22 protein-coding genes and 1 tRNA gene are annotated in these 22,326 nt (G+C 62.3%); 11 read left to right on the top strand and 12 right to left on the bottom strand.

All coding sequences use genetic code 11. The features are described 5' to 3' along the window. The 5 genes from R3217_06285 to rpsU all read right to left on the bottom strand — a co-directional run bounded on the left by R3217_06285 (position 1) and on the right by rpsU (position 4,832). A tRNA-Ile gene (locus R3217_06285) sits at positions 1-77 on the bottom strand. A 136-nt stretch (positions 78-213) separates the two neighbouring features. Continuing rightward, entirely contained in the window at positions 214-2,073 is a 1,860-nt protein-coding gene (gene rpoD / locus R3217_06290) for an RNA polymerase sigma factor RpoD (protein MDX1455044.1), read from the bottom strand. Positions 2,074-2,319: 246 nt separating this feature from the next. Continuing rightward, positions 2,320-4,047 carry a DNA primase gene (dnaG, locus tag R3217_06295; GenBank protein ID MDX1455045.1) on the bottom strand — a complete coding sequence of 576 codons (1,728 nt, stop codon included), beginning with the start codon at positions 4,045-4,047 and terminating at the stop codon, positions 2,320-2,322. A gap of 33 nt (positions 4,048-4,080) precedes the next feature. Continuing rightward, a complete protein-coding gene (locus R3217_06300; GenBank protein ID MDX1455046.1) occupies positions 4,081-4,524 on the bottom strand; it encodes a GatB/YqeY domain-containing protein in 444 nt (147 codons plus the stop codon). Positions 4,525-4,616: 92 nt separating this feature from the next. Next, positions 4,617-4,832, bottom strand: coding sequence for a 30S ribosomal protein S21 (gene rpsU, locus R3217_06305; GenBank protein ID MDX1455047.1), 216 nt, complete (start codon positions 4,830-4,832; stop codon positions 4,617-4,619). A gap of 160 nt (positions 4,833-4,992) precedes the next feature. On the opposite strand from rpsU, the gene tsaD reads away from it, so the two are divergent. The 4 genes from tsaD (at position 4,993) to R3217_06325 (ending at position 8,332) form a co-directional block, all read left to right on the top strand. Then, on the top strand, positions 4,993-6,024 hold the full coding sequence (tsaD, locus tag R3217_06310; protein MDX1455048.1) for a tRNA (adenosine(37)-N6)-threonylcarbamoyltransferase complex transferase subunit TsaD: 1,032 nt from the start codon (positions 4,993-4,995) through the stop codon (positions 6,022-6,024). Between the two features lie 14 nt (positions 6,025-6,038). Beyond that, positions 6,039-6,389 carry a dihydroneopterin aldolase gene (folB, locus tag R3217_06315; protein ID MDX1455049.1) on the top strand — a complete coding sequence of 117 codons (351 nt, stop codon included), beginning with the start codon at positions 6,039-6,041 and terminating at the stop codon, positions 6,387-6,389. Continuing rightward, on the top strand, positions 6,389-6,877 hold the full coding sequence (gene folK, locus R3217_06320) for a 2-amino-4-hydroxy-6-hydroxymethyldihydropteridine diphosphokinase (GenBank protein MDX1455050.1): 489 nt from the start codon (positions 6,389-6,391) through the stop codon (positions 6,875-6,877). Before folB ends, folK begins: the two co-directional genes overlap by 1 nt. Before the next feature lie 66 nt (positions 6,878-6,943). Further along, positions 6,944-8,332: a S41 family peptidase gene (locus R3217_06325; protein ID MDX1455051.1), complete on the top strand. Its 1,389-nt coding sequence runs from the start codon at positions 6,944-6,946 to the stop codon at positions 8,330-8,332. A 23-nt stretch (positions 8,333-8,355) separates the two neighbouring features. Here the strand turns inward: R3217_06325 and R3217_06330 are convergent, their stop codons facing one another. Further along, a complete protein-coding gene (locus R3217_06330) occupies positions 8,356-9,096 on the bottom strand; it encodes a pteridine reductase (GenBank protein MDX1455052.1) in 741 nt (246 codons plus the stop codon). A gap of 150 nt (positions 9,097-9,246) precedes the next feature. Between R3217_06330 and R3217_06335 the strand changes: the two genes are divergently transcribed. Further along, positions 9,247-10,425: an SAM-dependent methyltransferase gene (locus R3217_06335; GenBank protein MDX1455053.1), complete on the top strand. Its 1,179-nt coding sequence runs from the start codon at positions 9,247-9,249 to the stop codon at positions 10,423-10,425. Between the two features lie 29 nt (positions 10,426-10,454). Further along, on the top strand, positions 10,455-11,249 hold the full coding sequence (locus R3217_06340) for an undecaprenyl-diphosphate phosphatase (protein MDX1455054.1): 795 nt from the start codon (positions 10,455-10,457) through the stop codon (positions 11,247-11,249). Between the two features lie 67 nt (positions 11,250-11,316). Here R3217_06340 and R3217_06345 read toward each other — a convergent pair whose 3' ends face one another. From R3217_06345 to R3217_06355, 3 genes are read right to left on the bottom strand one after another with little or no spacing between them, the layout of a single operon-like run. After that, the gene (locus tag R3217_06345) at positions 11,317-11,871 is read right to left on the bottom strand and encodes a hypothetical protein (protein MDX1455055.1); all 555 of its coding nucleotides are present in this window, start codon (positions 11,869-11,871) and stop codon (positions 11,317-11,319) included. Next, entirely contained in the window at positions 11,871-13,115 is a 1,245-nt protein-coding gene (locus R3217_06350) for a multifunctional CCA addition/repair protein (protein ID MDX1455056.1), read from the bottom strand. Before R3217_06350 ends, R3217_06345 begins: the two co-directional genes overlap by 1 nt. 11 nt (positions 13,116-13,126) lie before the next feature. Then, complete coding sequence (locus tag R3217_06355; protein MDX1455057.1) at positions 13,127-14,107, bottom strand: complex I NDUFA9 subunit family protein; 981 nt, start codon at positions 14,105-14,107, stop codon at positions 13,127-13,129. Positions 14,108-14,420: 313 nt separating this feature from the next. Here R3217_06355 and R3217_06360 point away from each other — a divergent pair, with 313 nt between their 5' ends. Further along, entirely contained in the window at positions 14,421-15,206 is a 786-nt protein-coding gene (locus R3217_06360; GenBank protein ID MDX1455058.1) for a sulfite exporter TauE/SafE family protein, read from the top strand. 88 nt (positions 15,207-15,294) lie between these two features. Here the strand turns inward: R3217_06360 and R3217_06365 are convergent, their stop codons facing one another. From R3217_06365 to R3217_06375, 3 genes are read right to left on the bottom strand one after another with little or no spacing between them, the layout of a single operon-like run. Continuing rightward, a complete protein-coding gene (locus R3217_06365) occupies positions 15,295-16,125 on the bottom strand; it encodes a uridine kinase (protein ID MDX1455059.1) in 831 nt (276 codons plus the stop codon). A gap of 1 nt (position 16,126) precedes the next feature. Then, entirely contained in the window at positions 16,127-16,981 is an 855-nt protein-coding gene (locus R3217_06370) for a uridine kinase (protein MDX1455060.1), read from the bottom strand. 31 nt (positions 16,982-17,012) lie between these two features. Further along, on the bottom strand, positions 17,013-18,272 hold the full coding sequence (locus R3217_06375) for an energy-coupling factor transporter transmembrane component T (GenBank protein MDX1455061.1): 1,260 nt from the start codon (positions 18,270-18,272) through the stop codon (positions 17,013-17,015). A gap of 87 nt (positions 18,273-18,359) precedes the next feature. Here R3217_06375 and modA point away from each other — a divergent pair, with 87 nt between their 5' ends. The 4 genes from modA to R3217_06395 form a co-directional block, all read left to right on the top strand. Then, the gene (modA, locus tag R3217_06380) at positions 18,360-19,112 is read left to right on the top strand and encodes a molybdate ABC transporter substrate-binding protein (GenBank protein ID MDX1455062.1); all 753 of its coding nucleotides are present in this window, start codon (positions 18,360-18,362) and stop codon (positions 19,110-19,112) included. 12 nt (positions 19,113-19,124) lie between these two features. Next, positions 19,125-19,814, top strand: a complete 690-nt coding sequence (gene modB / locus R3217_06385) for a molybdate ABC transporter permease subunit (protein ID MDX1455063.1) — start codon at positions 19,125-19,127, stop codon at positions 19,812-19,814. Beyond that, positions 19,807-20,892: a molybdenum ABC transporter ATP-binding protein gene (modC, locus tag R3217_06390; GenBank protein ID MDX1455064.1), complete on the top strand. Its 1,086-nt coding sequence runs from the start codon at positions 19,807-19,809 to the stop codon at positions 20,890-20,892. Before modB ends, modC begins: the two co-directional genes overlap by 8 nt. Before the next feature lie 248 nt (positions 20,893-21,140). Next, a partial coding sequence (locus R3217_06395) for a hypothetical protein (protein ID MDX1455065.1) occupies positions 21,141-22,326 on the top strand: 1,186 nt, incomplete at its 3' end.

The following is a 22,326-nucleotide window of genomic DNA, read 5'->3' on the forward strand; positions in this document are numbered from 1 at the left end:
TGGTGGGCCCACCAGGACTCGAACCTGGAACCAAAGGATTATGAGTCCTCTGCTCTAACCAATTGAGCTATGGGCCCGCGCAGGGCGCTAATGATAGCGATGCGGGTGACGTCCGACCACCCTGGCATCACCGAATTCCGAGCCAGGTGCACTGTCATGTGCGAAAAAAGCCCCTCGGGAGAGGGGCTTTTCATGTACGGAGCGGAGTTCCTGTCAGTCGTCGAGGAAGCTGCGCAGCTGTTCCGAACGCGTCGGGTGACGCAGCTTGCGCAGTGCCTTCGCCTCGATCTGGCGAATGCGCTCGCGAGTCACGTCGAACTGCTTGCCGACTTCTTCCAGCGTGTGGTCGGTATTCATGTCGATACCGAAGCGCATGCGCAGGACCTTGGCTTCACGCGGCGTCAGGCCGGCGAGCACGAAGTCGGTGGTTTCCTTGAGACCTTCCGAGGTGGCCGAGTCGATCGGAGAATCGACGTTCTGGTCCTCGATGAAGTCGCCAAGGTGCGAATCTTCATCGTCACCGATCGGCGTCTCCATGGAAATCGGTTCCTTGGCGATCTTCAGCACCTTGCGAACCTTGTCTTCCGGCATTTCCATGCGGATGGCCAGTTCGTCAGGCGTGGCCTCGCGACCCATCTCCTGCAGCATCTGTCGCGAAATGCGATTCAGCTTGTTGATGGTTTCGATCATGTGCACCGGGATGCGGATGGTGCGCGCCTGGTCGGCGATCGAACGCGTGATGGCCTGGCGAATCCACCAGGTGGCATAGGTCGAGAACTTGTAACCACGACGGTATTCGAACTTGTCGACCGCCTTCATCAGGCCGATGTTGCCTTCCTGGATAAGGTCCAGGAACTGCAGGCCGCGGTTGGTGTACTTCTTGGCAATCGAGATCACCAGGCGAAGGTTGGCCTCGACCATTTCCTTCTTGGCACGACGCGCCTTGGCTTCGCCAATCGACATCTCGCGGTTGATGTTCTTGATTTCAGGAATGGTCAGCCAGGTTTCATCTTCAATGGAAACCAGTCGGTTCTGCAGGCGTTCGATATCGTCCTGGAACTCGGCCAGCTTGGAAGACCACTTCTTCTTTGCCTTGATCTGCTTTTCCGCCCACTTCGGATTCGTCTCGTTATCCGGGAAGGAGGTGATGAAGTCCTTGCGCGGCATGTCGGCATCTTCGATGCAGATGGCCATGATGGCGCGTTCCTGCTCGCGGATGCGCTCGATGGTCATGCGCAGGTTGATCGTCATCAGGTCGACCATCCGCGGCGTCAGCTTGAGCTGCATGAACAGCGCGGTGATGGCTTCCTGGTGCTTCAAGGACGTCTTGTGCTGGGCGCCATTCTTCTTCAGCGACTTGAGGTGCTTCGAATGGAGCTTGCCGATCTCGCCGAAGATCCGCTTGGCTTCTTCCGGATCCGGGCCTTCGTTGGCGTTGTTGTCGGAATCATCATCGTCATCCGAATCATCGTCGTCATTCGAGTCGGACTTGGCGTTGCTGCCATTGTTGCTGTTGTCGGCGTTGCCGGCATTCGCCGGGCGCGCGGGTTCGTCATCGCGGTTAGGGTCGATGAATCCGGCGATGATGTCGGCGAGACGGGTATTCTCTGCCTCGAACTCGGCAAACTCGCGGAGCAGGAACTCGATGGACTGCGGAAACTGCGACAGGCAGATGCTGACCTGGTTCAGGCCTTCCTCGATGCGCTTGGCAATCCGGATCTCGCCCTCACGGGTCAGCAGCTCGACCGTACCCATCTCGCGCATGTACATGCGCACCGGGTCGGTGGTGCGACCGAATTCCGAATCCACGGAAGCAAGTGCCGCTGCCGCTTCTTCGGCATCGTCATCGTCGCTGGAGACGGCATTGTCGGAAAGGATCAGGGTATCGGCGTCCGGCGCCTGCTCATGGACAGTGATGCCCATGTCGTTGATCATCGAGATGATGTCTTCGATCTGTTCCGGATCGACGATATCGTCCGGCAGGTGATCATTCACTTCCGCGTAGGTCAGGTAACCCTTCTCCTTGCCGACGGCAATGAGGGCCTTGATCTGTGACTGACGATCAGCGTTCATAAAATTCCATTCTTCCTCGCAACGGCTGCCTGGCAGCCAGGGTTCACGGCGTGCTCCGGCGCCATAGCGCCGTCCGCCCGTCTAGCCATCCGCTACCGGCCTGCCCTGAATATAGTCGCCGGACCGAACCTGCCCCGCGTCGCAGTGTGAATTTCTGCGGCGGATTCCTCAGGTTTGAAGCGGGCTAATAGCCAAGCAGATGGAACACGACAGTATAGCGGCGGGGGTGGTGTTTTTCCAGCCAAATCAAGTGTTTCTGACACCCAGGAGGGCCCTGAGTTCGGCCTTCTCTGCCTCTGAGAGCTCCGAGGGCTTTTTGACCTGCAACTCGGCCAGGCGCCGCGCGCCGCGGCGTTCCTTGACGCTTCCAAGTAGCTGATTTTCAAGGATATGTTCAAATTCGGACTGCATCAGCTCGGCCGGAACCTCAAGGTCCAGCGCAGCCAGCTTGCCCAGGGCCGGGCCCAGTGGCCGGTCACGCCAGGCTTCCAGGATGCCGCCCATGGTGATTTTCGGCCGCTCGCTCAGGAATTCCACCAGTTCCAGCAGCACGTCGATGCCCTGGACGTCCAATTCAGCCAGGTCCTCGCGGAACTGGTCAGCTCGCGCCGCCAGGTCCGGCCGGTTCAGCAGGATGGCGATGGCCCGGCGCATGGGCGTGAGCTTCATCTGCACCGGTCGGTGGGTCGGGAGCTGCTCGGCCAGGCTGCCGGCTGACAGCGCCAGGCGTTCGCCAAAGCGGCCAAGCCGGCGTTTCAATTGCGAGAACAGCAGTTCCTTGGCAATCGGGTCGGCCACGCTGTCGATCAGCGGATCGGCCATGTCGACAACCCGGGTCAGCTCGTCTTCGCGTGAAGGATCGATGCGCGAGAACAGTTCGTTCAGCAGGTACTCGCTCAGGGTGTCGGCCCTGGCTACCCGCGCCTCGAACGCATCCTTGCCTTCCTGGCGGACCAGGGTGTCCGGATCCTCGCCTTCGGGCAGGAACAGGAAGCGGATCTGGCGCCCCCCCTTGATGCTGCCGAGCGAGTTTTCCAGTGCCCGCCAGGCTGCACGCTGTCCGGCCTTGTCGCCGTCGAAGCAGAACACCACCTCATTGGTGGCACGGAAGATGCGATCCAGGTGTTCGGGTGTTGTCGCCGTGCCCAGCGTGGCGACGGCATAGCGGATGTCGTTCTGTGCCAGCGCGACAACATCCATGTAGCCCTCGACCACCAGCAGGCGCTCGATTTCGCGATTCGCCTGCTTCGCTTCCCACAGGCCGTATAGTTCGCGACCCTTGTGGAAGAGCTCGGTCTCGGGCGAGTTCATGTACTTGGGTTCGCCCTTGTCCAGCACGCGACCGCCGAAGGCAATGACGCGACCGCGGCGATCGCGGATCGGGAACATGATGCGGTCCCGGAAGCGATCGAAGGGTTGCGGCTTGTTGCCCTCGATCCCCATGCCGGTGGCGATGAACTGTTCCTTGCGGTAACCCCGTTCTCGCAGGTAGTTCAGCACGCCTTCCCAGTCATCGGGTGCGTAGCCAAGTCCGAAGTCGGCGGCAATCTCGCCAGACAGGCCCCGACCCTTGAGGTAGTCGATGGCGCGCGGATTGGCTTTCAGCTGCTTGCGGTAGAAGCCGGCGGCGTGTTCCATCAGGTCGAACAGCGACTTGTCGCGCTTGCGATCGTCACCGCCGCTGTCCGAAGGCACCTCGACACCGATCTGCTCGGCCAGCGCGCGGATGGCATCGGGAAACTCGAGGCGCTCGTATTCCATCAGGAAACCGATGGCCGTGCCGTGCGCGCCGCAACCGAAGCAGTGGTAGAACTGTTTCGCCGGGCTGACGTAGAAGGAGGGCGTCTTTTCGTTATGGAAGGGGCAGCAGGCCGTGTATTCACGGCCCGCCTTTTTCAGCGGGACGCGCGCATCGATAACTTCGACGATATCGACGCGATTCACCAGGTCATCAATGAAGCTTTGAGGTATCAACCGCGTTCCCCGGCCAGGTTTGAGGCTGACAGTCTAGCCCAGCTTGGCCTTCACCATCGCCGAGACGTCGCCCATGTCGGCCTTGCCCTGGATCTTCGGCTTGAGCTGGCCCATGACCTTGCCCATGTCCTTCATTTCGCTGGCGCCGGAAGCGGCGATCGCCTCGTCGACCAGCTTGCCGAGTTCTTCTGCGGACAGTTGCTCGGGCAGGTAGGGCTGCAGGATGTCGATCTCGGCCTGTTCCTTGTCGGCCAGTTCCTGGCGACCACCGTCGACGTACTGCTTGATGGATTCCTTGCGCTGCTTGATCGACTTCTCGACGATCGCCAGCACCTGGGTGTCGTCGAGCTCGATACGCTCGTCCACTTCGCGCTGTTTGATGGCAGCCGTCAGCATGCGCAGCACGCCCAGCTTGTCCTTTTCACCGGCCTTCATGGCCGTCTTCACGTCATTGAGAATGGTTTCTTTCAGGGACATGTCGTTTTCCATCAGCAATAGGGTTCAGAAACTAAAACACCGGACTCGCTGTCGCGAGCCCGGTGTCGGAAACCTTCCCGTAAAGGAGGGAATCAGTACAGGCGAGTACGCCGGGCCGTTTCGCGCGACAGCTTCTTCATGTGGCGCTTAACGGCGGCCGCCTGCTTGCGCTTGCGTTCCTGGGTCGGCTTTTCGTAGAACTCGCGGCGACGGACTTCCGTCAGCACGCCAGCCTTCTCGCAGGAGCGCTTGAAACGGCGCAGGGCAACCTCAAACGGTTCGTTCTCTTTGACTCGTACGCTCGGCATGTGAAATCTCACCTCACTTTTGATTGGATTTTGCCCGGAGTCAGCGGGCAAGGGCGCGAATAATAGGCACATCGCTCGGAAAATGCAACAATTCGGCCCTGTCGGCGGGGCTTCCCCGCCGGTCAGGAAATACCGGCAAGAGGCCATACGAGGAGCAGAAATGCGGGTCCTGGGCATCGAGACATCCTGCGACGAGACGGCAGCGGCGATCTACGACACCGAGGCCGGCCTGCGCGCCCATGCCCTGTATTCACAGGTTGCCATGCATGCCGAGTACGGCGGCGTCGTGCCGGAGCTCGCTTCCCGCGACCATATCCGCAAGCTCACACCTCTTATAAGGGAGGCGCTGGACGAGGCGGGCCTGACCCGCGAGGACATCGATGGCGTGGCCTTCACCGCCGGTCCCGGCCTGATTGGCGCGCTGCTGGTGGGCGCCAGCCTGGCGCGCTCGCTGGCCTGGGCCTGGGGCGTACCGGCGGTGGGTGTCCATCACCTGGAAGGGCACCTGCTGGCACCGATGCTGGAAGACGAGCACCCGGATTTTCCCTTCCTCGCCCTGCTGGTGTCCGGCGGCCATACCCAGATCATGCGGGTCGATGGCGTGGGGCAATACGAATTGCTGGGTGAAACCATCGACGATGCCGCCGGCGAGGCCTTCGACAAGACGGCCAAGCTGCTGGGGCTGGGTTACCCGGGTGGTGCGGCGCTGGCGAAACTGGCAGAGCAAGGTGATCCGGCGCGCTTCCAGTTCCCGCGGCCGATGACCAGGAAGAGAAAGGGCCAGGAGCCGGGCCTGGATTTCAGCTTTTCCGGCCTGAAGACCGCCGTGCTGGTGCAGTTGCAGAAGCTGGCTGACGTGACGGACAAGGACCGTGCCGACCTGGCGCGTTGTTTCGAAGATGCCGTGGTCGACACCCTGGCGATCAAGGCGCGGCTGGCGCTGGATCAAACCGGCCTGGATGCACTGGTGGTGGCGGGTGGCGTGGGCGCCAACCGGCGCCTGCGCGAGCAATTGCAGGCTGCGCTCGAGGCCCGCAATGGCCGCGTGTACTTCCCGCGACCGGAGTTCTGCACCGACAATGGCGCCATGATCGCGTATGCTGGCGCCGCGCGACTGGCTGCCGGTCAGTCTGATGATCTGCGAATCGACGCCGTGGCCCGCTGGCCGCTGGACGAACTCGCCGCACCCTGAACGCTGGAGCAGGCATGGACCAGGTATTCATTCGAGACTTGCGCATTCCCGTCGTCGTTGGCGTGTTCGCGTGGGAAAAGCGCATCAAACAGGAAATCCGCCTCGATATCGACATGGGTTTCGACATTCGCAAGGCGTCGGCCAGCGATGACATCAAGGACACGCTCGATTACAAGGCGGTGTCCCACCGGGTCGACGAGTTTGCCCGCGAGTCGCGCTTCGACCTGGTTGAGACCCTGGCCGAGAAAATCGCGCAGTTGATTCTCGACGAATTCCCGGTCGAGGAGGTCAGCCTGACCTTGAACAAGACCGGCGCGGTCAGCATCGCGCGAGATGTCGGCGTGAAGATCCAGCGGAGCCGCTGATGGTCGAGGTGTTTGTCAGCATCGGCAGCAATGTCGAGCCGGAGCGCCATGTGCGATTTGCGGTCGAGGCCTTGCAGCAACGTTTTGGCGAGCTGCGGATATCCACCGTGTACCAGACTGCCGCGGTCGGCTTCGATGGTGATGATTTCCTTAACCTGGTCGTGGGATTCAGGACCCGGGAGTCGGTGGAGGCGGTCGACCAGGCGCTTGACGGCATCGAGCGTGATGGCGGCCGTGACCAGGCATCGCCGCGGTTTTCCCCCCGCACCATCGATCTCGACCTGCTGTTGTATGGCGATCTCGTCATGGATACCCCGGATCTCCGGCTTCCGCGCAACGAGATCCTGAAGTATGCCTTCGTGCTGGCGCCGCTGGTCGAGCTTGCGGCCGGGCGGCTCCACCCGGAGACCGGCAGGCCGCTCGCCAGCCACTGGCAGGAATTTGACAAAACCGGGAACGAACTCCTCGCAATCGATTTCCATTTCTGAAATATTTACCGCCCTGAAATCCACCTAATACAGTAAATACACCTGCCTCCGGGCAAGGAGCTTCCAATGTTCAACCGCGCATCTGTCCTTCTCGTCCTTGCCACTGCAACGCTCGCAGCCTGCGGCGGCGGTGGTGGTGACGGCGGCGGCTCCAAGGAAGCCGAGGAGCGCCTTGCCGTTTGTGGTACCGAATACCAGCTCAATCTCGTCAAGTCGGAGCTGGATGCAAACTATCTCTGGTATGACGAAATTCCCGACCTGGACACCAGCGCCTACGCCGAGGGTGATCAGCTGGCGGCATTGAACACCTTCGTGACCGATTCGGTGAATGACGCGATTACCAGTCGTGGCAAGACCTTCCCGTACAGTTACGTGACAACCATTGAGGCCGAGAATGCCGCGCTGAACAATGCCGGTTACATCGGCTTCGGTTTCAGCAGCCAGCTGAACGGGCCGTTTGCGACAGCGGATGGTTACCAGATGCGCGAAGTGTTCCCGGGCAGTCCGGCGGACGCCGCCGGCCTGGTGCGAGGTGACACGATCATCGCGATCGATGGCGTGTCGATCCGCACCTTGCTAGATACGGACGCGTTCTCCGAGGACCCGGGTCCCTATGGCCCGCGCGAGGTCGGTTACGAGGTCGACCTGACCATCCGTCACGTCGGCGGTGTGGAAGAAGTCATTACGGTCGCCAAGGACAATGTCACCATCCCGACCGTCAGCTACACGACCACGATGGATGCAGCGGGCCTGAAGGTCGGCTACATCTATTTCCGCTCTTTCCTGACGCCGTCCACGGAAGAGCTCAACACGGCGTTCCAGCAACTGGCTGCCGATGGTGTGACGCGGCTGATTCTCGACCTCAGGTACAACGGTGGCGGACTGGTCTCGGTTGCCAATCACCTCGGCAACCTGATTGCCGGTGGCGCACATTCCGGCAAGCTGTGGTCGACGACTCGTTTCAATGACAAGCGCAGCAGCGAGAACTACAACACCGGTATTGCCACTGCCGCCGACGGCCTGCCGATCGAACAGCTGGTGGCGATCACGACCGGCGGTACGGCATCCGCGAGCGAGCTGGTGATCAACAGCCTCAGGCCCTACATCGACGTGGCGACGGTGGGCAGCACGAGTTACGGCAAGCCGGTCGGGCAGGAAGCTGCGGATATCTGTACCAATCGTCTGCGGGCTGTCTCGTTCGAGACCGTCAACTCACTGGGCGAGGGCGAATACTACGCCGGCATCGTGCCGACCTGTGCGGCCGATGACGACCTGACCGAACAGCTGGGCAGTGCCACCGAGGGTTCCATTGCCGAGGCGCTGTATTACATCGAGAATGCCAGCTGCTCGCCGACGGTGACCAAGCCAGGTGTGCCGACGCCAGCCGCAACGCCGGACCTCTCGACGTCGAGCTACCGTGATGGCTGGGACCTGACGCTGGGTGGCGTTCGCTAGGCGCCAGGGAGCGGGCGGCCTGGCTACAGGCCGCGTCCGCCATCCACGGCCAGTACCTGGCCGGTAACGAACGCATTTTCCGCAAAAAACCGAACCGCCCGGGCAATGTCCTCGGGCGCGCCGGTGCGTGCCAGCGGCGTTGCGTCGACGATGGCCTGCTGCGCTTGCGCGTCCAGCCCCGACTCCGGCCAGAGGATGGCACCGGGTGAGACACCATTGACGCGAATCGCAGGGGCCAGGTCCCTGGCGAGCGCCCGGGTCAGGGTGGCCAGGCCGCCCTTGGCCGCGAGATAGACCGGGTGGTCGGCAATCGGGCGGTCGATGTTCATGTCGATGATGTTGACGATGCTGCCGGATGCATCGCGCAAGGCCTCGCGGGCAGCCTGCACGAGAAAGACCGGCGCCTTGAGATTGCTGCCCAGCAGGTCCTGCCAGTCCGATTCCGTGATCTTGCCCACGGGTGTCGGGTAGAACGACGACGCGTTGTTGACCAGCAGGTCCAGGCGTCCGAAATGCCCGAGCGTTGCGGCAACCAGTCCCGGCAAGCTGTCGGTATTCAGCAGGTCGGCGGTCACGACCTTGGCCGAGCCTGCGCGCAGTTCGTTCAGCTCGCTTGCCAGGGCGTCTGCCTCGTCGCGCGAAGAACGGCAATGGATGACGACCTGCCAGCCGGCTGCGTGGAGTTCGCGGACAATGGCTGCGCCTATCCGGCGCGCGGCACCGGTGACCAGGGCAACGCGGTCACTGCTTTCTGTCTGGTTCATGCAGGGCTCCGAACAGGCGTGTGATGCTCACCATACCGGAATCCAGCCCGGGGCAGAATCTTGCCGGCACGGGCCTGTCGTGCAGTTCCGCCATGTATACTCGTGCCAGGTACGCACCCCGGCAAATCGACGACTGGATCGTTCAAGGCAATGACCCGCATCGAGGACTTTCCGCAACCAGGACCTGAAGCGCAGGCGCACTCCGAGCGCGTCGTCGAGGAAATCCGTCGGCGTATCGCCGCGGCAGACGGGCAGCTGCCCTTCGACGAGTACATGGATGCCGTTCTCTATGCGCCCGGTCTCGGTTACTACACGGCAGGTGCCCGCAAGTTCGGCATCGAGGGTGATTTCATTACCGCGCCGGAAGTCTCGCCGCTTTTCTCACGGGTGCTTGCCGGCCAGGTCGAAGAAGTGTTGCAGGTCATGGGCAGCGGCGATGTGCTGGAGGTCGGTGCCGGCTCGGGGGTCATGGCGGCCGACATCCTGCTGGAGCTGAATGCCAGGGGCAGCCTGCCCGGCCGCTACTTCATACTCGACATCTCTGCCGACCTGCGCGATCGCCAGCAAGAAAAGATTGCCGCCGCCGTACCCGAGTTGCTGGACCGGGTCGAATGGCTGGATGACTTTCCCGCCGATTTCGAGGGGGTCGTGCTGGCCAACGAGCTGCTGGATGCCTTGCCCGTGTCGCGCTTCCGCATGGGGGAAGACCAGGTGTCGGAACAGATCGTCCATGAACAGCAAGGCAGGCTGGCGACCGGTTTCGTCCCCGCGGGCGAGCACCTGTCGCTGGGCGTGGAGCGCCTGCAGTCAAACCTCGATATCGCCTTGCCGCCGGGTTACGAATCCGAGATGTCCACACGCCTGCCGGCACTGGTCGGTGCCGTCGCCACGGCCATGCGTCGTGGCTTGTGCCTGTTCATCGATTACGGTTATCCGCGGCCGGAGTACTACCATCCCGATCGCCGCAGTGGCACCTTGATGTGCCATTACCGCCACCGCGCGCACCTGGATGTGCTGCTTCATCCAGGCCTGCAGGACATCACGAGTTTCGTGAACTTCACGGCTGTCGCGGAATCCGGCCTGGCGAATGGTCTCGAACTGATGGGGTTCACGACGCAGGCACAGTTCCTGCTGGCCGGTGGCATCGACCAGTTGCTGTCAGGCCAGGAAGCGGCCAGCGACGAACAGCGGTTCGCGCTGTCGCAGCAGGCCCAGAAGCTGGTGATGCCCGGCGAGATGGGTGATCGTTTCAAGGTCATGGGCCTGTCGCGGGGGCTCGACCCCTTGCTGAGCGGTTTTCGTCTCAAGGACCTGAGCGCCTCGCTCTGACCCGGCACGAGAGCTGATACAGGAGAGTCATGGATATTCTGCAGATCATCTTGCTCGCGCTGTTGCAGGGACTGACCGAGTTCCTGCCGATTTCCAGTTCGGCACACTTGATCCTGTTCCCGGCATTTTCCGGCTGGCAGGACCAGGGGCTGGCGTTCGACGTGGCAGTGCATGTCGGCACGCTGTTCGCCGTGATGTGGTATTTCCGTGCCGAGATCAGGCAGTTGTTCCTTGCCTGGGTGAAAAGCCTCGTCGGCAGGCACAGCTCGGACAGTCACCTGGCCTGGGGCGTGATCGTCGGCACCATTCCGGTCGGCCTGGTCGGGCTGGTCGGCCACGAGTTCATTGCCACGCAGCTCCGCACGCCCTCGTTGATTGCCGTGACAACCATCGTTTTCGCCTTGCTCCTGTGGTTTGCCGATGCGCGTCGCACCGAAACCCGCGACGAGCACACCATGACCTGGAAGATCATCATGTTCATCGGCCTGGCCCAGGCGCTGGCATTGATCCCTGGCACGTCTCGCTCGGGCATTACCATGACGGCGGGTTTGCTGGCCGGCATGACGCGAGCCGGCGCGGCACGTTTCTCCTTCCTGTTGTCCATCCCGGTCATCTTGCTGGCCGGTGGCCTGGAGACGAAAAGCCTGCTCGAATCCGCCGAACCGGTGGCCTGGCTCGACCTGGTACTTGGCAGCCTGTTGTCGTTTGCAGCGGCCTATGCCTGCATTCACTACTTCCTCAAGTGGCTGCCCCAGGTCGGCATGCTGCCCTTTGTCATCTACCGCTTGCTGCTGGGCCTGCTTCTGTTCGTCATCATCTGGTGATGCCAGCGCGGACGACAAGCAAAAAGCCCGGCATCGGCCGGGCTCTTTCATGCAGTCGCGTGCTGGCTCAGTAGTAGAAACGAATGGTCAATTCTTCGCTGCGTACGTCATTTTCGTCACGTGCAATGGCGCCGATCGCCACCCAGTCTGCAAGGTGGTACATGACGCCGACTTCCAGGCCATCCTGGCTGCCAGCGTCGAAGTCCGCATAGCGATAACCCGCCAGCACTTCGAAGCCGGCGCCAAGGTAGTGCCGCAGTTCCAGCTGCACGGCGGTGGCATCTTCGCTGGCGCTGAATGCCGGTGTATCGGTTTCCACCCGCAGGCGCGAGATGGTCGGTGCGAGCAGGGTGTTTTCGTTCAGGAAGTACTGCGCGCCGATGCCAAAGCGGGTGGTTTCCTGCTCGGCGCCCGCAGGGCCCCAGCCGGCATCGCCTTTCGACAGGGTTACGTGGAAGTGGTCGGCGAATTCGAGGAAGCCGCCGAAAGTGTCGCCATCCGCCTCCTGGTCATTGACCTCGGTGTCGGTGCGGGACGCGTAAACGTAGTCGTAATTCAGCGGATCGGCCCAGCTGCTGAGTGGCAGGACGAGCAGCAGGAACGCAAGCAATCGCATGTTCATCACCATACTCCCTTGATGGCGTTGAGGCGCTGGTGGCGGATGGCTTCACCGATGGCTTTGCCTTCCAGGTCGGATGATACATCGGCTGCCGAGACAGGTGCGGCGGCGGCCAGCGCCTGCCGAAAGCGCCCGGCCTGCGGGTAATCACGATCCTCGAGGCCGGTCCTGCCGCGGGCGTCGGCCTCGCAGGCGAGCAGGAACTGCTCGAAGCGCCCTGGGTGGCGGAAGCCGCCGACGGCCTCGATCACTTTCAGGGCGGTATCGGGCCGGATTTCGAAGGCCTTGTGCACATGGGTATGCCATCGCGACACCAGGACGGCCAGTTCCCGGCAGTCATTCGGCACTCGCCAACGCTGGCAGAATGCTTCGATGAGCTTCACGCCGCGTTCTTCGTGGCCGCGGTGGCTGGGCCAGTGCTGCCGTGGCGTGGTGCCCTTGCCAAAGTCATGCGCCAGCGCCGCGAAGCGGGGTTCGATCGCATCGGTCAGTCGGGCTATCTGCTCCAGCACCATCAAGGTATGAACCCCCGTGTCGATCTCAGGATGCCACTTCTCCGGTTGTGGCACGCCAAACAGGCGGTCGACCTCGGGGAACAGCTTCTTGAGCGCGCCGCAGTCCCTGAGAACTTCGAAAAATGCGCCCGGTCTCGAGGCCCGCAGGGCATCGTGCATTTCCTGCCAGACCCGCTCCGGGACCAGGGCATCGATTTCGCCACCATCCACCATGTGTTCAAGCACGGCGCGGGTATCCGAAGCCACGGTGAAACCTTCAAGGCGGGCGGCAAATTTTGCCACGCGCAGCAGTCTCACCGGATCCTCGACAAAGGCCTCCGAAACATGGCGCAGCTGGCGCGCGTCGATATCGGCCTGGCCGTCGAAGGGGTCGATCAGGCTGCCGTCTTCGTCGCGCGCCATGGCGTTGATGGTCAGGTCGCGACGTGCCAGGTCCTGCTCGATGGTGACATCGGCATCGGCATGGAAGACAAAGCCCTTGTAGCCCGGTGCGGTCTTGCGCTCGGTCCTTGCCAGCGCATGCTCTTCGCGGGTTTCGGGGTGCAGGAACACCGGGAAGTCCTTGCCAACGGGCAGGAAGCCAGCCCGTTGCATGGATTCCGGCGTCGTGCCGACCACCACCCAGTCGCGATCACGGGCCGGCAGGCCCAGGAGTTCGTCGCGCACCACGCCACCGACGAGATAGCGGCGGGCACCATCGGGCAGGCGGGTATCCACGGAATGCTCAGCCAAGGCGTGTCGGCTCAGTCCCGGTCGGGACGGGCGTGCTGGCGATAGTCGTCATAGCGGTTGCGCATGTCGACATGCTTGCGCAGGTAGGCAGGGGCGATGCCTTCCAGCGGCGTTGGCGTGATACCCAGGGCGCGGAGACCATCGCTGTTGCGGCAGACGCTGTCGGTCTTCGTGCTGTTGTAATTGTCCAGCGAGAATGGCTTGCCCGGGATGAATTCGAAGACCGCAGCCTGCAACCAGGAGAGCGGTTTCGGCAACGGCAGGATCAGCCGGCGCAGGCCAAGCTGGCGACGGACATAGCTCACCAGCTCCCGCAGGGTATAGATGCGCGGCCCGCAGAGCTCGTAGCGCTGGCCGATGGAGTCGGCATCATGCAGTGCGCTGCAGAAGGCCGCGACGACATCTTCCACATAGACGGGAGCGAAGCGGGCGCTGGCGCAGGCCAGCGGAAACACGGGTGCGATCTTCAGCAGCCCGGCAAAGCGATTCAGGAAACTGTCATCCGGCCCGAAGATCACCGACGGCTGGAAGATGGTCACGTCGAGATCCTTCGCCTGCTGCATCAGGAAATCCTCGGCCCTTCCCTTGCTGCGCAGGTAATGACTGGGGCCGTTCGGATCGGCGCCAAGCGCGCTCATCTGCAGGTAGCGCGTCGCCCCTGACTTGCGCGCGGCGTTCGCGGCCATGGTGGTCAGTTCGAAATGGGCACGCTGGAAGCCACGGCCGCGGTGACCGGACTCGTTGAGAATGCCCACCAGGTTGATGACGATGTCAGCGCGTTCGAAATGCTTCGCGAGCGATTCGGGATTGAAGATGTTGGCCGTGACGATCTCGACCTGCGGCAGCACCAGCAGATCGCGATGTGCCTCGCGGTTGCGGCTCAGTACCTTGATCCGGTGCCCTTCGTCATGCAATGCGGATACCAGTCGTTGCCCGACAAAGCCGGTCCCGCCAAGAATGACGATGCGACGAGGCTGAGCGTGCTTGAACATGCAGAGTACTCCTGACTGGGTTGCTGACCGATTGTGCCACAAGGACCGCGGGGCTACATGCCGATGACCCCGAGGCCTCGGGGCGGTGTCGGCGAAATATCAGGCAAATGCGGATGTGTCGCCGGCCCCTGATCCCCTTCAATGAACATGCCGCCAGGGTCCTGCGCGGATACCTGACAGGATGTCGGGTTGGTGGCAAGGTAACGAAAAGGCCGATCAGGGATGATCGGCCTTTTTCTTGTTCCGCCTGCCGGGCTTTCCCCCGACGCGGTGCAATGGCAGCATGGGCCGAACTTTCCCGGGAACGTGACACATGGACTTGCTGACTTTCGGCGGTTTCCTACTGGCAGGCATATTGGCCGGCTTTCTCGCCGGCCTGCTGGGCATTGGCGGTGGCTTGATCGTCGTGCCCTTGCTGTATTTCGTGTTCAGTGCCGACGCGGCCACCGCCAGTCACGCCATGCATCTGGCGCTCGGTTCTTCGCTGGCATTCATCGTCCTCAATTCCGGATCTGCTGCCGTGGCCCATGTGCGTCTCGGCGCGGTGCGCTGGGTCGAGGTGCGGTGGCTGGCACCCGGCCTGCTGGCCGGCAGCCTGGGCGGGGCCTGGCTGGCAGACCAGGTATCGACCGATGGCTTGCGGATCTGGTTCGGCAGCTTCCTGCTGGCGATGGCGGTCTACCTCTTTCTGCAGCGCCTGCCCGAGGTCGAGAAGGCCTGGCCCCGAGCCATTTCGCTGGTGGTCGGGCTGCCCATTGGCGGACTGGCGTCGCTGGCGGGCGTGGGCGGTGGCGTCATGGTCGTGCCGTGGTTGATGGCGCGCGGCATCCAGCCGGCAAAGTCGGTGGCAACCTCGTCCGTCTGCACCGTGCTTGTCGCATCACTGGGCGCGTTCGGGTACATGCTGTTCGCCCCGGACCTGTCACAGGCCTGGACCACGGGTTATGTCTTCTGGCCGGCGGTGCTGACCATTGCTGCAACATCGATGCTGATGGCACCCGTGGGTGCGCGGGCGGCCCACCGGATCAACCAGCAGAAACTGAAAAAAGGTTTTGCTGGCATCCTGGCGATCGTCGGGCTTCGCCTGTTGTTGGATTGAGTGGCGGAAATGAGGGCAGGCCTGGCAGCCAGCGACAGCCACAAAAAAGGGCACCCGAGGGTGCCCTTTTCGTATCGGTCAGGCGTGATCAGGCACGAATGACGGTACCGACGTTCTCGCCGTTGAAGGCCGCCGTGATCTGGCCGCGCTTCATGCCATTGACGATGCGGATTTCCTTGATGTTGTCGGCGCGCTGCATGTACTCCAGCACCACGCGTTCGACAATCAGGTCGTCCTGGCCGTTGTCCAGCAGTTCCGTGGCCGTCGTTTCCGGGATGAACTTGGCATCCGGGTTCTTCTTCGGGTCGTCCGTGTACAGGCCGTCTTCGTCCTTGATGTAAATGACGCCCTTGGCACCGAGGAACTCGGCCAGCAGGAACACGCCCGCATCGGTCCGGTTCGCAGGAATGAGGCCGACGGCCTGGGACTTCTCCCAGAACTCGTTGGGCGGCATGCCCGAGGTGATCGGAATGCAGCCTGCGTTCAGGAAGAACGGCAGCTTCTCCAGCTCTTCCGGGTAAGCCATGATGCCGCCATGCTTGGCCATCAGTACCTGCAGCATGCGGGCATTCTGCACCGGGACGCTCGCGCCAAGGCGAGCCAGCATGCCGGTCGGCAATTCGAGGTCGAGGCCGAGCGAGTAGACGTGGCGTGCGCGCGTGCCACCGCCAGTACCCAGCACGAAGTTCACGCCGTTGTTCTTGGCTTCGACCAGTTCGTCGATGATCGGGTAGACCGCTTCGCGGCCGCGATCCATGATGCTCTGGCCACCGATTTTCAGGATCCACACATCCGGCAGCACGGCCTCGGTTTCGCGATTGGCGAAATGCTCGTGAATGTCCTTGCCGTGCATCGATTGTTCATGCAGGGCATTGTCCATGCCCTCGATCCATATCTTGCCGTCTTTCTTGGTGGTCATGTCATTTGCCTCCTGCGAATTCGTGTCGTCCATTGAATACCAGCGTGCCGGTGACTTCTCCGGCCAGCGCCTTTCGCAGGTTGTCGGTGTCGAGTCCGTTGATCACCTGGATGGAGCGGGTGGTGCGGGCATTTTCGAGCGATCGGAGCAGTTCGCGCTCGATCGGCATGTCGGCCAGGTTCATGTCGAGCAGGTCCTTGGCGCGAATCTTGTCGAAGCGCTTTGCATCCGGATTCTTCTGCGGATCCTTGTCGTAGATGCCATCGATGTCCTTGACGTAGATGACGTTCTTGGCGCCCATGACTTCTGCCATCAGGAACAGGCCGGTATCCGGACCGTTGTCCGGCAGCTTGCCCTTCTCGACAGATGGCGGTTCCCAGAAGTGATACGGCGGCTGGCCGATGCAGACCGGGATCATGCCGTTGTTCAGGAACAGCTGCAGGTCCTGGAAGTGATCCTTCACGAAGGTGATGCCCCCGTGCGGTGCCAGCAGGAACTGCAGGATGTCGCGATTGTTCTCTTCGACGCCGCCAACGATACGAGCGAGGCCGCCGATCGGCAGGCCGAGATCGATGCCGATGGAATAGGTGTGCCGTGCACGCGCGCCGCCACCGACGCCGAGCACCATGCGATAGGAGCCATTCAGTTCGGCAATGGCATCGACCAGCGGCAGGATGGCTTCGCGGCCGCGGTCCATGATGCTGCGACCGCCGATACAGAGCATGTTCACATCCGGAACCATGCTCTTGACGTTGGCCGAATCGGTCGACTCGATGAGCTTCTTGCTCACCAGGCTTTCCTGCATCAAGCCACTCTTGATATGGGTGCGACCGTCACCGGTCAACAAATCAGACATCGAATTTCCCCCTGGGGTGTATATGAAAGGCTCAGGTGTTTCGCTCGTTCTTCGAATCACCCTGGATTGCCGTCACACTGTTCTGTGGCAGCTTCGTATTTACAATGAGTATGCTGGCAAAGCAACTCAAGGCACCAAATGCCATTTGCGATGTCAGCATCGGCGCAAACAGCAGGAAGGCGGGCAAGGGCGCGCCTGCAAGGATGATCACCAGCAGGTTGGCCGTGAATCGTCCCAGTCCCAGTGCCAGGCCGGCCAGTGCAAACTGGGCCAGTTGCCAGCGTCGACTGCGCGCCTTCATGAACGGTACGAGCAGGTCGGCCAGCAGGCCGGGCACCGCGAAATGTGCGATTTCCAGCACCCCGTACTTGCCGTAGCCAAGCAGGAAGGACACGATGCCGACGGCACTGCCGGCCAGCAGGCCGCCGAAGCGCGAATGCGTGGCGCTGGCGGCAAACAGCAGCAAGGGCACGATGATGATGTTCTTGTGGCCCGAGGCAATGGGCAGCCCGGGCAGGACCTGGAACACTTTCAGTCCCATGACCGCCAGCGATACCGCCAGCACGATGGTCAGGTCGCGCAATGCGGTTTCCCCGAGATCCGGGTAGCGCTTTCGCAGGTAATCGCCGGCGCGCAACAGGGCGTTGTCGAACATGTCGCCAATGTTGCCCAGCTCGCCCCGGCGGATGGCCTGCCAGGAGACCGGTGTCTTCTTCGCGCGGCGTTGCTCGCCCTTGCCCTTGCCTTCTCCCTTGCCACCGCCCTGGCCACTACCCTCGCCGCCACCCTGGCCGCCGCGATCGTCACCGGCCAGCAAGGCGAGTGTCGCATCGACGGTAATTGCGAGGGTTTCCGGCAGGCGCAGCATGCGCATGGCACCGACCAGGCTGCCCGGTGCGGCACTGCGTTGCATCCAGCCACTGGCCAGCACCAATACCAGCACGCGCAGGCACATCAATCCGGCCAGCTTGATGCCGGCAAGGTTGATGGCGGGCTCGAAGCCGAACAACTGCATCGACCGCCAGTCATCGGCGAGCTGCCCGTGCGTCGACAGGAAAGCATAGGAAAGCACGATGAAAAGGAAGAACAAGCGCAGGCGATAGGTGGTACGAAGCAATTGCCGGAACGACAAGCGAGCGCCGAACCACAACACCAGCTGCAGGCCGAGCAGGGCAAAAAGCGCCACGGGCAACTGGGTCGCGAACAACAGAACGGCAAGTCCTAGAACGTAGACCAGCTTGGCGAAGCTGCCCCATGGCTTTCCATTTCCGGCAGGCATGACGTCAGGCACTGCTGTGTTTTCCTTTATGAATTGGGTAACCTTCCCCCGAGCGGGCCAGTCTACTGCCTGCCACCGGGGCGATAAAGGAGTATATCGATGAGGGGCCTGGTTCGAATGGGACTGCTGCTGGTGTTGCTGATGCCGGCGTGGGGGACGAATGCCGGCGTGGTCTCGGTCGCGGTGGCGAGCAATTTCAAGGACACCCTGTCGGAACTTGCCGACCGCTTCGAAGAGCAGAGCGGGCACACGGTGCGCCTGAGTGCGGCGTCCACCGGCAAGCATTACGCCCAGATTCGAAATGGTGCGCCCTTCGACATTTTTCTTGCTGCCGATGCCGAGCGCCCGGCCTTGCTGGTTCAGGAAGGTTTCGCTGTTCCGGACAGCCAGCGCACCTACGCCATGGGGCGGCTGGTTTTCTGGGTTCCCCGGGATGAAAACGCCGATTGCCGTGCCGTGCTCGAACAGGGCGTCGCCCGCGTGGCAATGGCCAATCCGCGTACGGCTCCTTATGGTCTTGCTGCCAGGCAGACGCTGGCCGCGCTGGAGCTCGAAGAGCAATACGCGCCTCGCACCGTGATGGGCGAGAACATCTCCCAGGCCATGCAGTTCGTCGATGCGCTGGCGGCGGCGGGTGGTTTCGTCGCCAAGTCGCAGTGGCTGGTGAATCCCCGCCATGAGAACGGTTGCGCCTGGGAAGTTCCGGCCGAGCTGCATGATCCGATTCGACAGGACATGGTCTTGCTCAAGCGTGGCGTGGAGAATCCGGCGGCGCTCGCATTCCTGGCGTACATGGACGGTGCCGATGCGAAGGCGCTGATCGCTGCCAGCGGCTACGCGATCGAGGAATGATGGATACCCTGAATGTTTGAAGACCTGCCTTTCCGCTTTTCCGGCCTCGGGCCGCTGCTCCTCTCGATCAAGCTCGGCGCGGTCACGACCTTGCTGTTGCTGCTTGTCGGCACGCCGCTGGCCCTGTGGCTGGCGCGTACCCGCTCGCGGCTGCGGGTGCCGATCGAGGCGATGGTGGCCTTGCCGCTGGTGCTGCCACCGACCGTGCTCGGCTTCTACCTGCTGGTCCTGCTGGGTCCGGCCGGGGCAATTGGCAGCTGGTGGCTGGAGCTGACCGACAGCGCATTGGTCTTTTCCTTCGGTGGCCTGGTCATTGCATCGATGGTCTACAGCCTGCCTTTCGTGGTGCAGCCCATCCAGAATGCTTTCGAAGCCAGCGGTACCCGCCTGCAGGAAGCGGCCGCGACCCTGGGCGCGGGCCGGTTCGACATCTTCTTTACCGTCACCGTGCCGCTGGCGGCACGTGGTTTTCTCACCGCCCTGATCATGGGCTTTGCACATACGCTGGGCGAGTTCGGTGTCGTGCTGATGGTGGGTGGCAACATCCCTGGCGAAACCCGCGTCATCTCGATCGCCATTTACGACCATGTTGAGTCCCTGAACTACGAGGCGGCCCATATCACGTCTGCCATCCTGGTGGCGTTTTCCTTCGTTGTGATGCTGACCCTTTACACCATCAATCGCAGGTGGCGACATGAGTGATCAGCAAGGCGCACTCGGGCGGGCCGATATCCAGCTGGGACTGGCGGATTTCGACCTCGATGTCGGCTTCGACATCCCGGCCCACGGCGTGCTCGGCGTATTCGGACCCTCGGGTTGCGGCAAGACCTCCTTGCTGCGCTGCCTGGCCGGCCTGGAAACACGGGCCAGCGGGCATATCCGCCTGAATGGCGATACCTGGCTGGATACGGCCGGCAACATCCGGGTACCCGCCTGCGCGCGCGCGATCGGCTATGTCTTCCAGGAGGGTCGGCTGTTCCCGCATCTCGAGGTGGCCCGCAACCTGGATTACGGGGCCCGCCGCCGCGGAGCGCGGGAGTCGGTGACGACGCGAGACGAGGTGATCGAGCTGCTGGACATCGGGCCCTTGCTGGAGCGCAAGCCCGCGCAGCTCTCCGGCGGCGAGCAGCAGCGTGTATCCATCGGGCGGGCCCTGCTGTCGGCACCGCGCCTGTTGTTGATGGATGAGCCGCTGGCCAACCTGGACCGGCAGCGCAAGCAGGAGATCCTGCCCTACCTCGATCGCCTGCATGCCGAGCTGAAAGTGCCGATCATCTATGTCAGCCACAGCATCAACGAGGTGTCGCGCCTGTGCGACCAGCTGCTGTTGCTGCGCCAGGGGCGGGTCATGGCATCGGGCCCGATGGAGGACGTCTTCGGCGACATCGACCTGGCCGTCGATTTCGGGGACATGGCGGGCGTGGTCCTGCCGGTGCGCTCTGAGGGCTGGAATCCCGCCGCTGGCGTGACCTCGCTGATGCTGGAGCATACCGAGCTGCGCATTCCGGAAGAGCTCCCGGCAGGCGACATGCGGCTCAGGGTACGCGCCGACGACGTCAGCATCGTGCTGGAAAAGCCCCGCGGGTCATCGATCCTCAATATCATCCCTGCTGCAGTGCAGGAGCTTCGCGACATGCCGGGCGGCATGGCCATGGTGCAGATGCAGGTGGCTGGCCACAGCCTGCTGGCGCGGGTCAGCCAGGTGTCCCTTCGCCAGCTGCAGCTTGTCCCGGGCATGGCGGTTCATGCCCAGATCAAGGGCGCGGCCATCCGTCGTTGATCCGGGCAGCGCGCAAGTTCTCCTAACGCGTCCCGGCCCCGCGGAACGGCGCGTAGGAAATTGCTGAATTTCGTCCCGACCAGTACAAAACCGCCACATCTCGTAAATTCAGGCTAAACTCTGCTAACCAGTTGAGGGGGCTCGGCTCATTTCAAAATCAGTTGCTCGCAACGTGCCCGCCGGTGCAGGGGGTGTGGAGCTCTGCCGCTCTGGAATAGCTATCTCGTTGTCATTACAGGGGAATACTCATGAACAATAAGAACGCACGACTGTTGCCATGGCTGCTGGCCGTGGCCATGTCGATTTTTGCACTTCCGGCGATTGCTGCCGATGAAGACGGCGACGGAATTTCCGATGCCGTCGAAAACTCCGTAGGCCTCGATCCCAGTGTCGCCCAGGGCGGCATGATGATGATCCAGGCGGACGGTGCCTTTACTCGCGATCGCCCGACCATGGTCATGGATTCCGCAGGCAATTATCACATTGCCTACGCCATCACCGACGAGGGCATCGAGATCGACAGCAGCATGCCGGCGAACACCATGCAGGTTGCCTACATGATGCTGGACGCCGACGGCAACGTGCTGATCGACGAAACCCAGCTGCTGGACACCGGGCTGTCGCTGCGAGTGAACACGCACCTGGCGGTCACCTCGGCGGATACGGTCGTACTGGTTTACACCGACCGTAGTGCGAAGGACCTCTACTACATCCACATCGACCCGTCTGCGGACGACCAGAACGGTGATGCGGCTACGCCGGCGACCATCAAGGCAGTGTCGGAGACAATGATTGATGCCGGTACCTGGGCAAACCTGCAGGTTGCTGTCGACAGCTCGAACATCATTCATGCATGGGGCCAGGATGGCCAGTACATGAGCTTCGAAACCGACACCACGGTCGTCACTGCCAGCACGAACCCGTGGGCGACGGCTTCGCCGAACAAGAACGGCCACGGCAACAGCGTCATGGCGCTGGATGGTGACGGCAATGTCCACGTGGTTTTCCAGGACTGCACCCTGAACAACTGCGGCGTGTCCTACGGCATGCTGGATGGAGCTGATGGCAGTGTTCTGATCGAGGGTACGCCGCTGTACAACGCGGGTGACCTGATCGACGAGCCGCATGCTTCGCAGTACAACCTGATGATCGATTCGACCGGCCTGGTCAACATCGTCTGGCGTGACAAGCGCGGTACGGTTGATGCCACCTCCTACTGTGACTACTGCGGTTCGGGCGGTATCACCTGGTTCGCACGCATCGACCCGAGCCTGGATGACCAGGACGGTTCGGTGGCCGACATGAGCGTCATCAAGGTCGTCGATGATGTCGAGATCGGAACCCTGCTGTACTTCTCGGCCTTCATGGATGCGAACGACACCATTCACCTGTTCGAGCACTCGCACAACGGTCTCGATCACATGGCCATCAACA

The sequence above is a fragment of the Gammaproteobacteria bacterium genome, from assembly GCA_033720895.1.
Lineage (GTDB): Bacteria > Pseudomonadota > Gammaproteobacteria > Natronospirales > JAJUFS01 > JAWWBS01.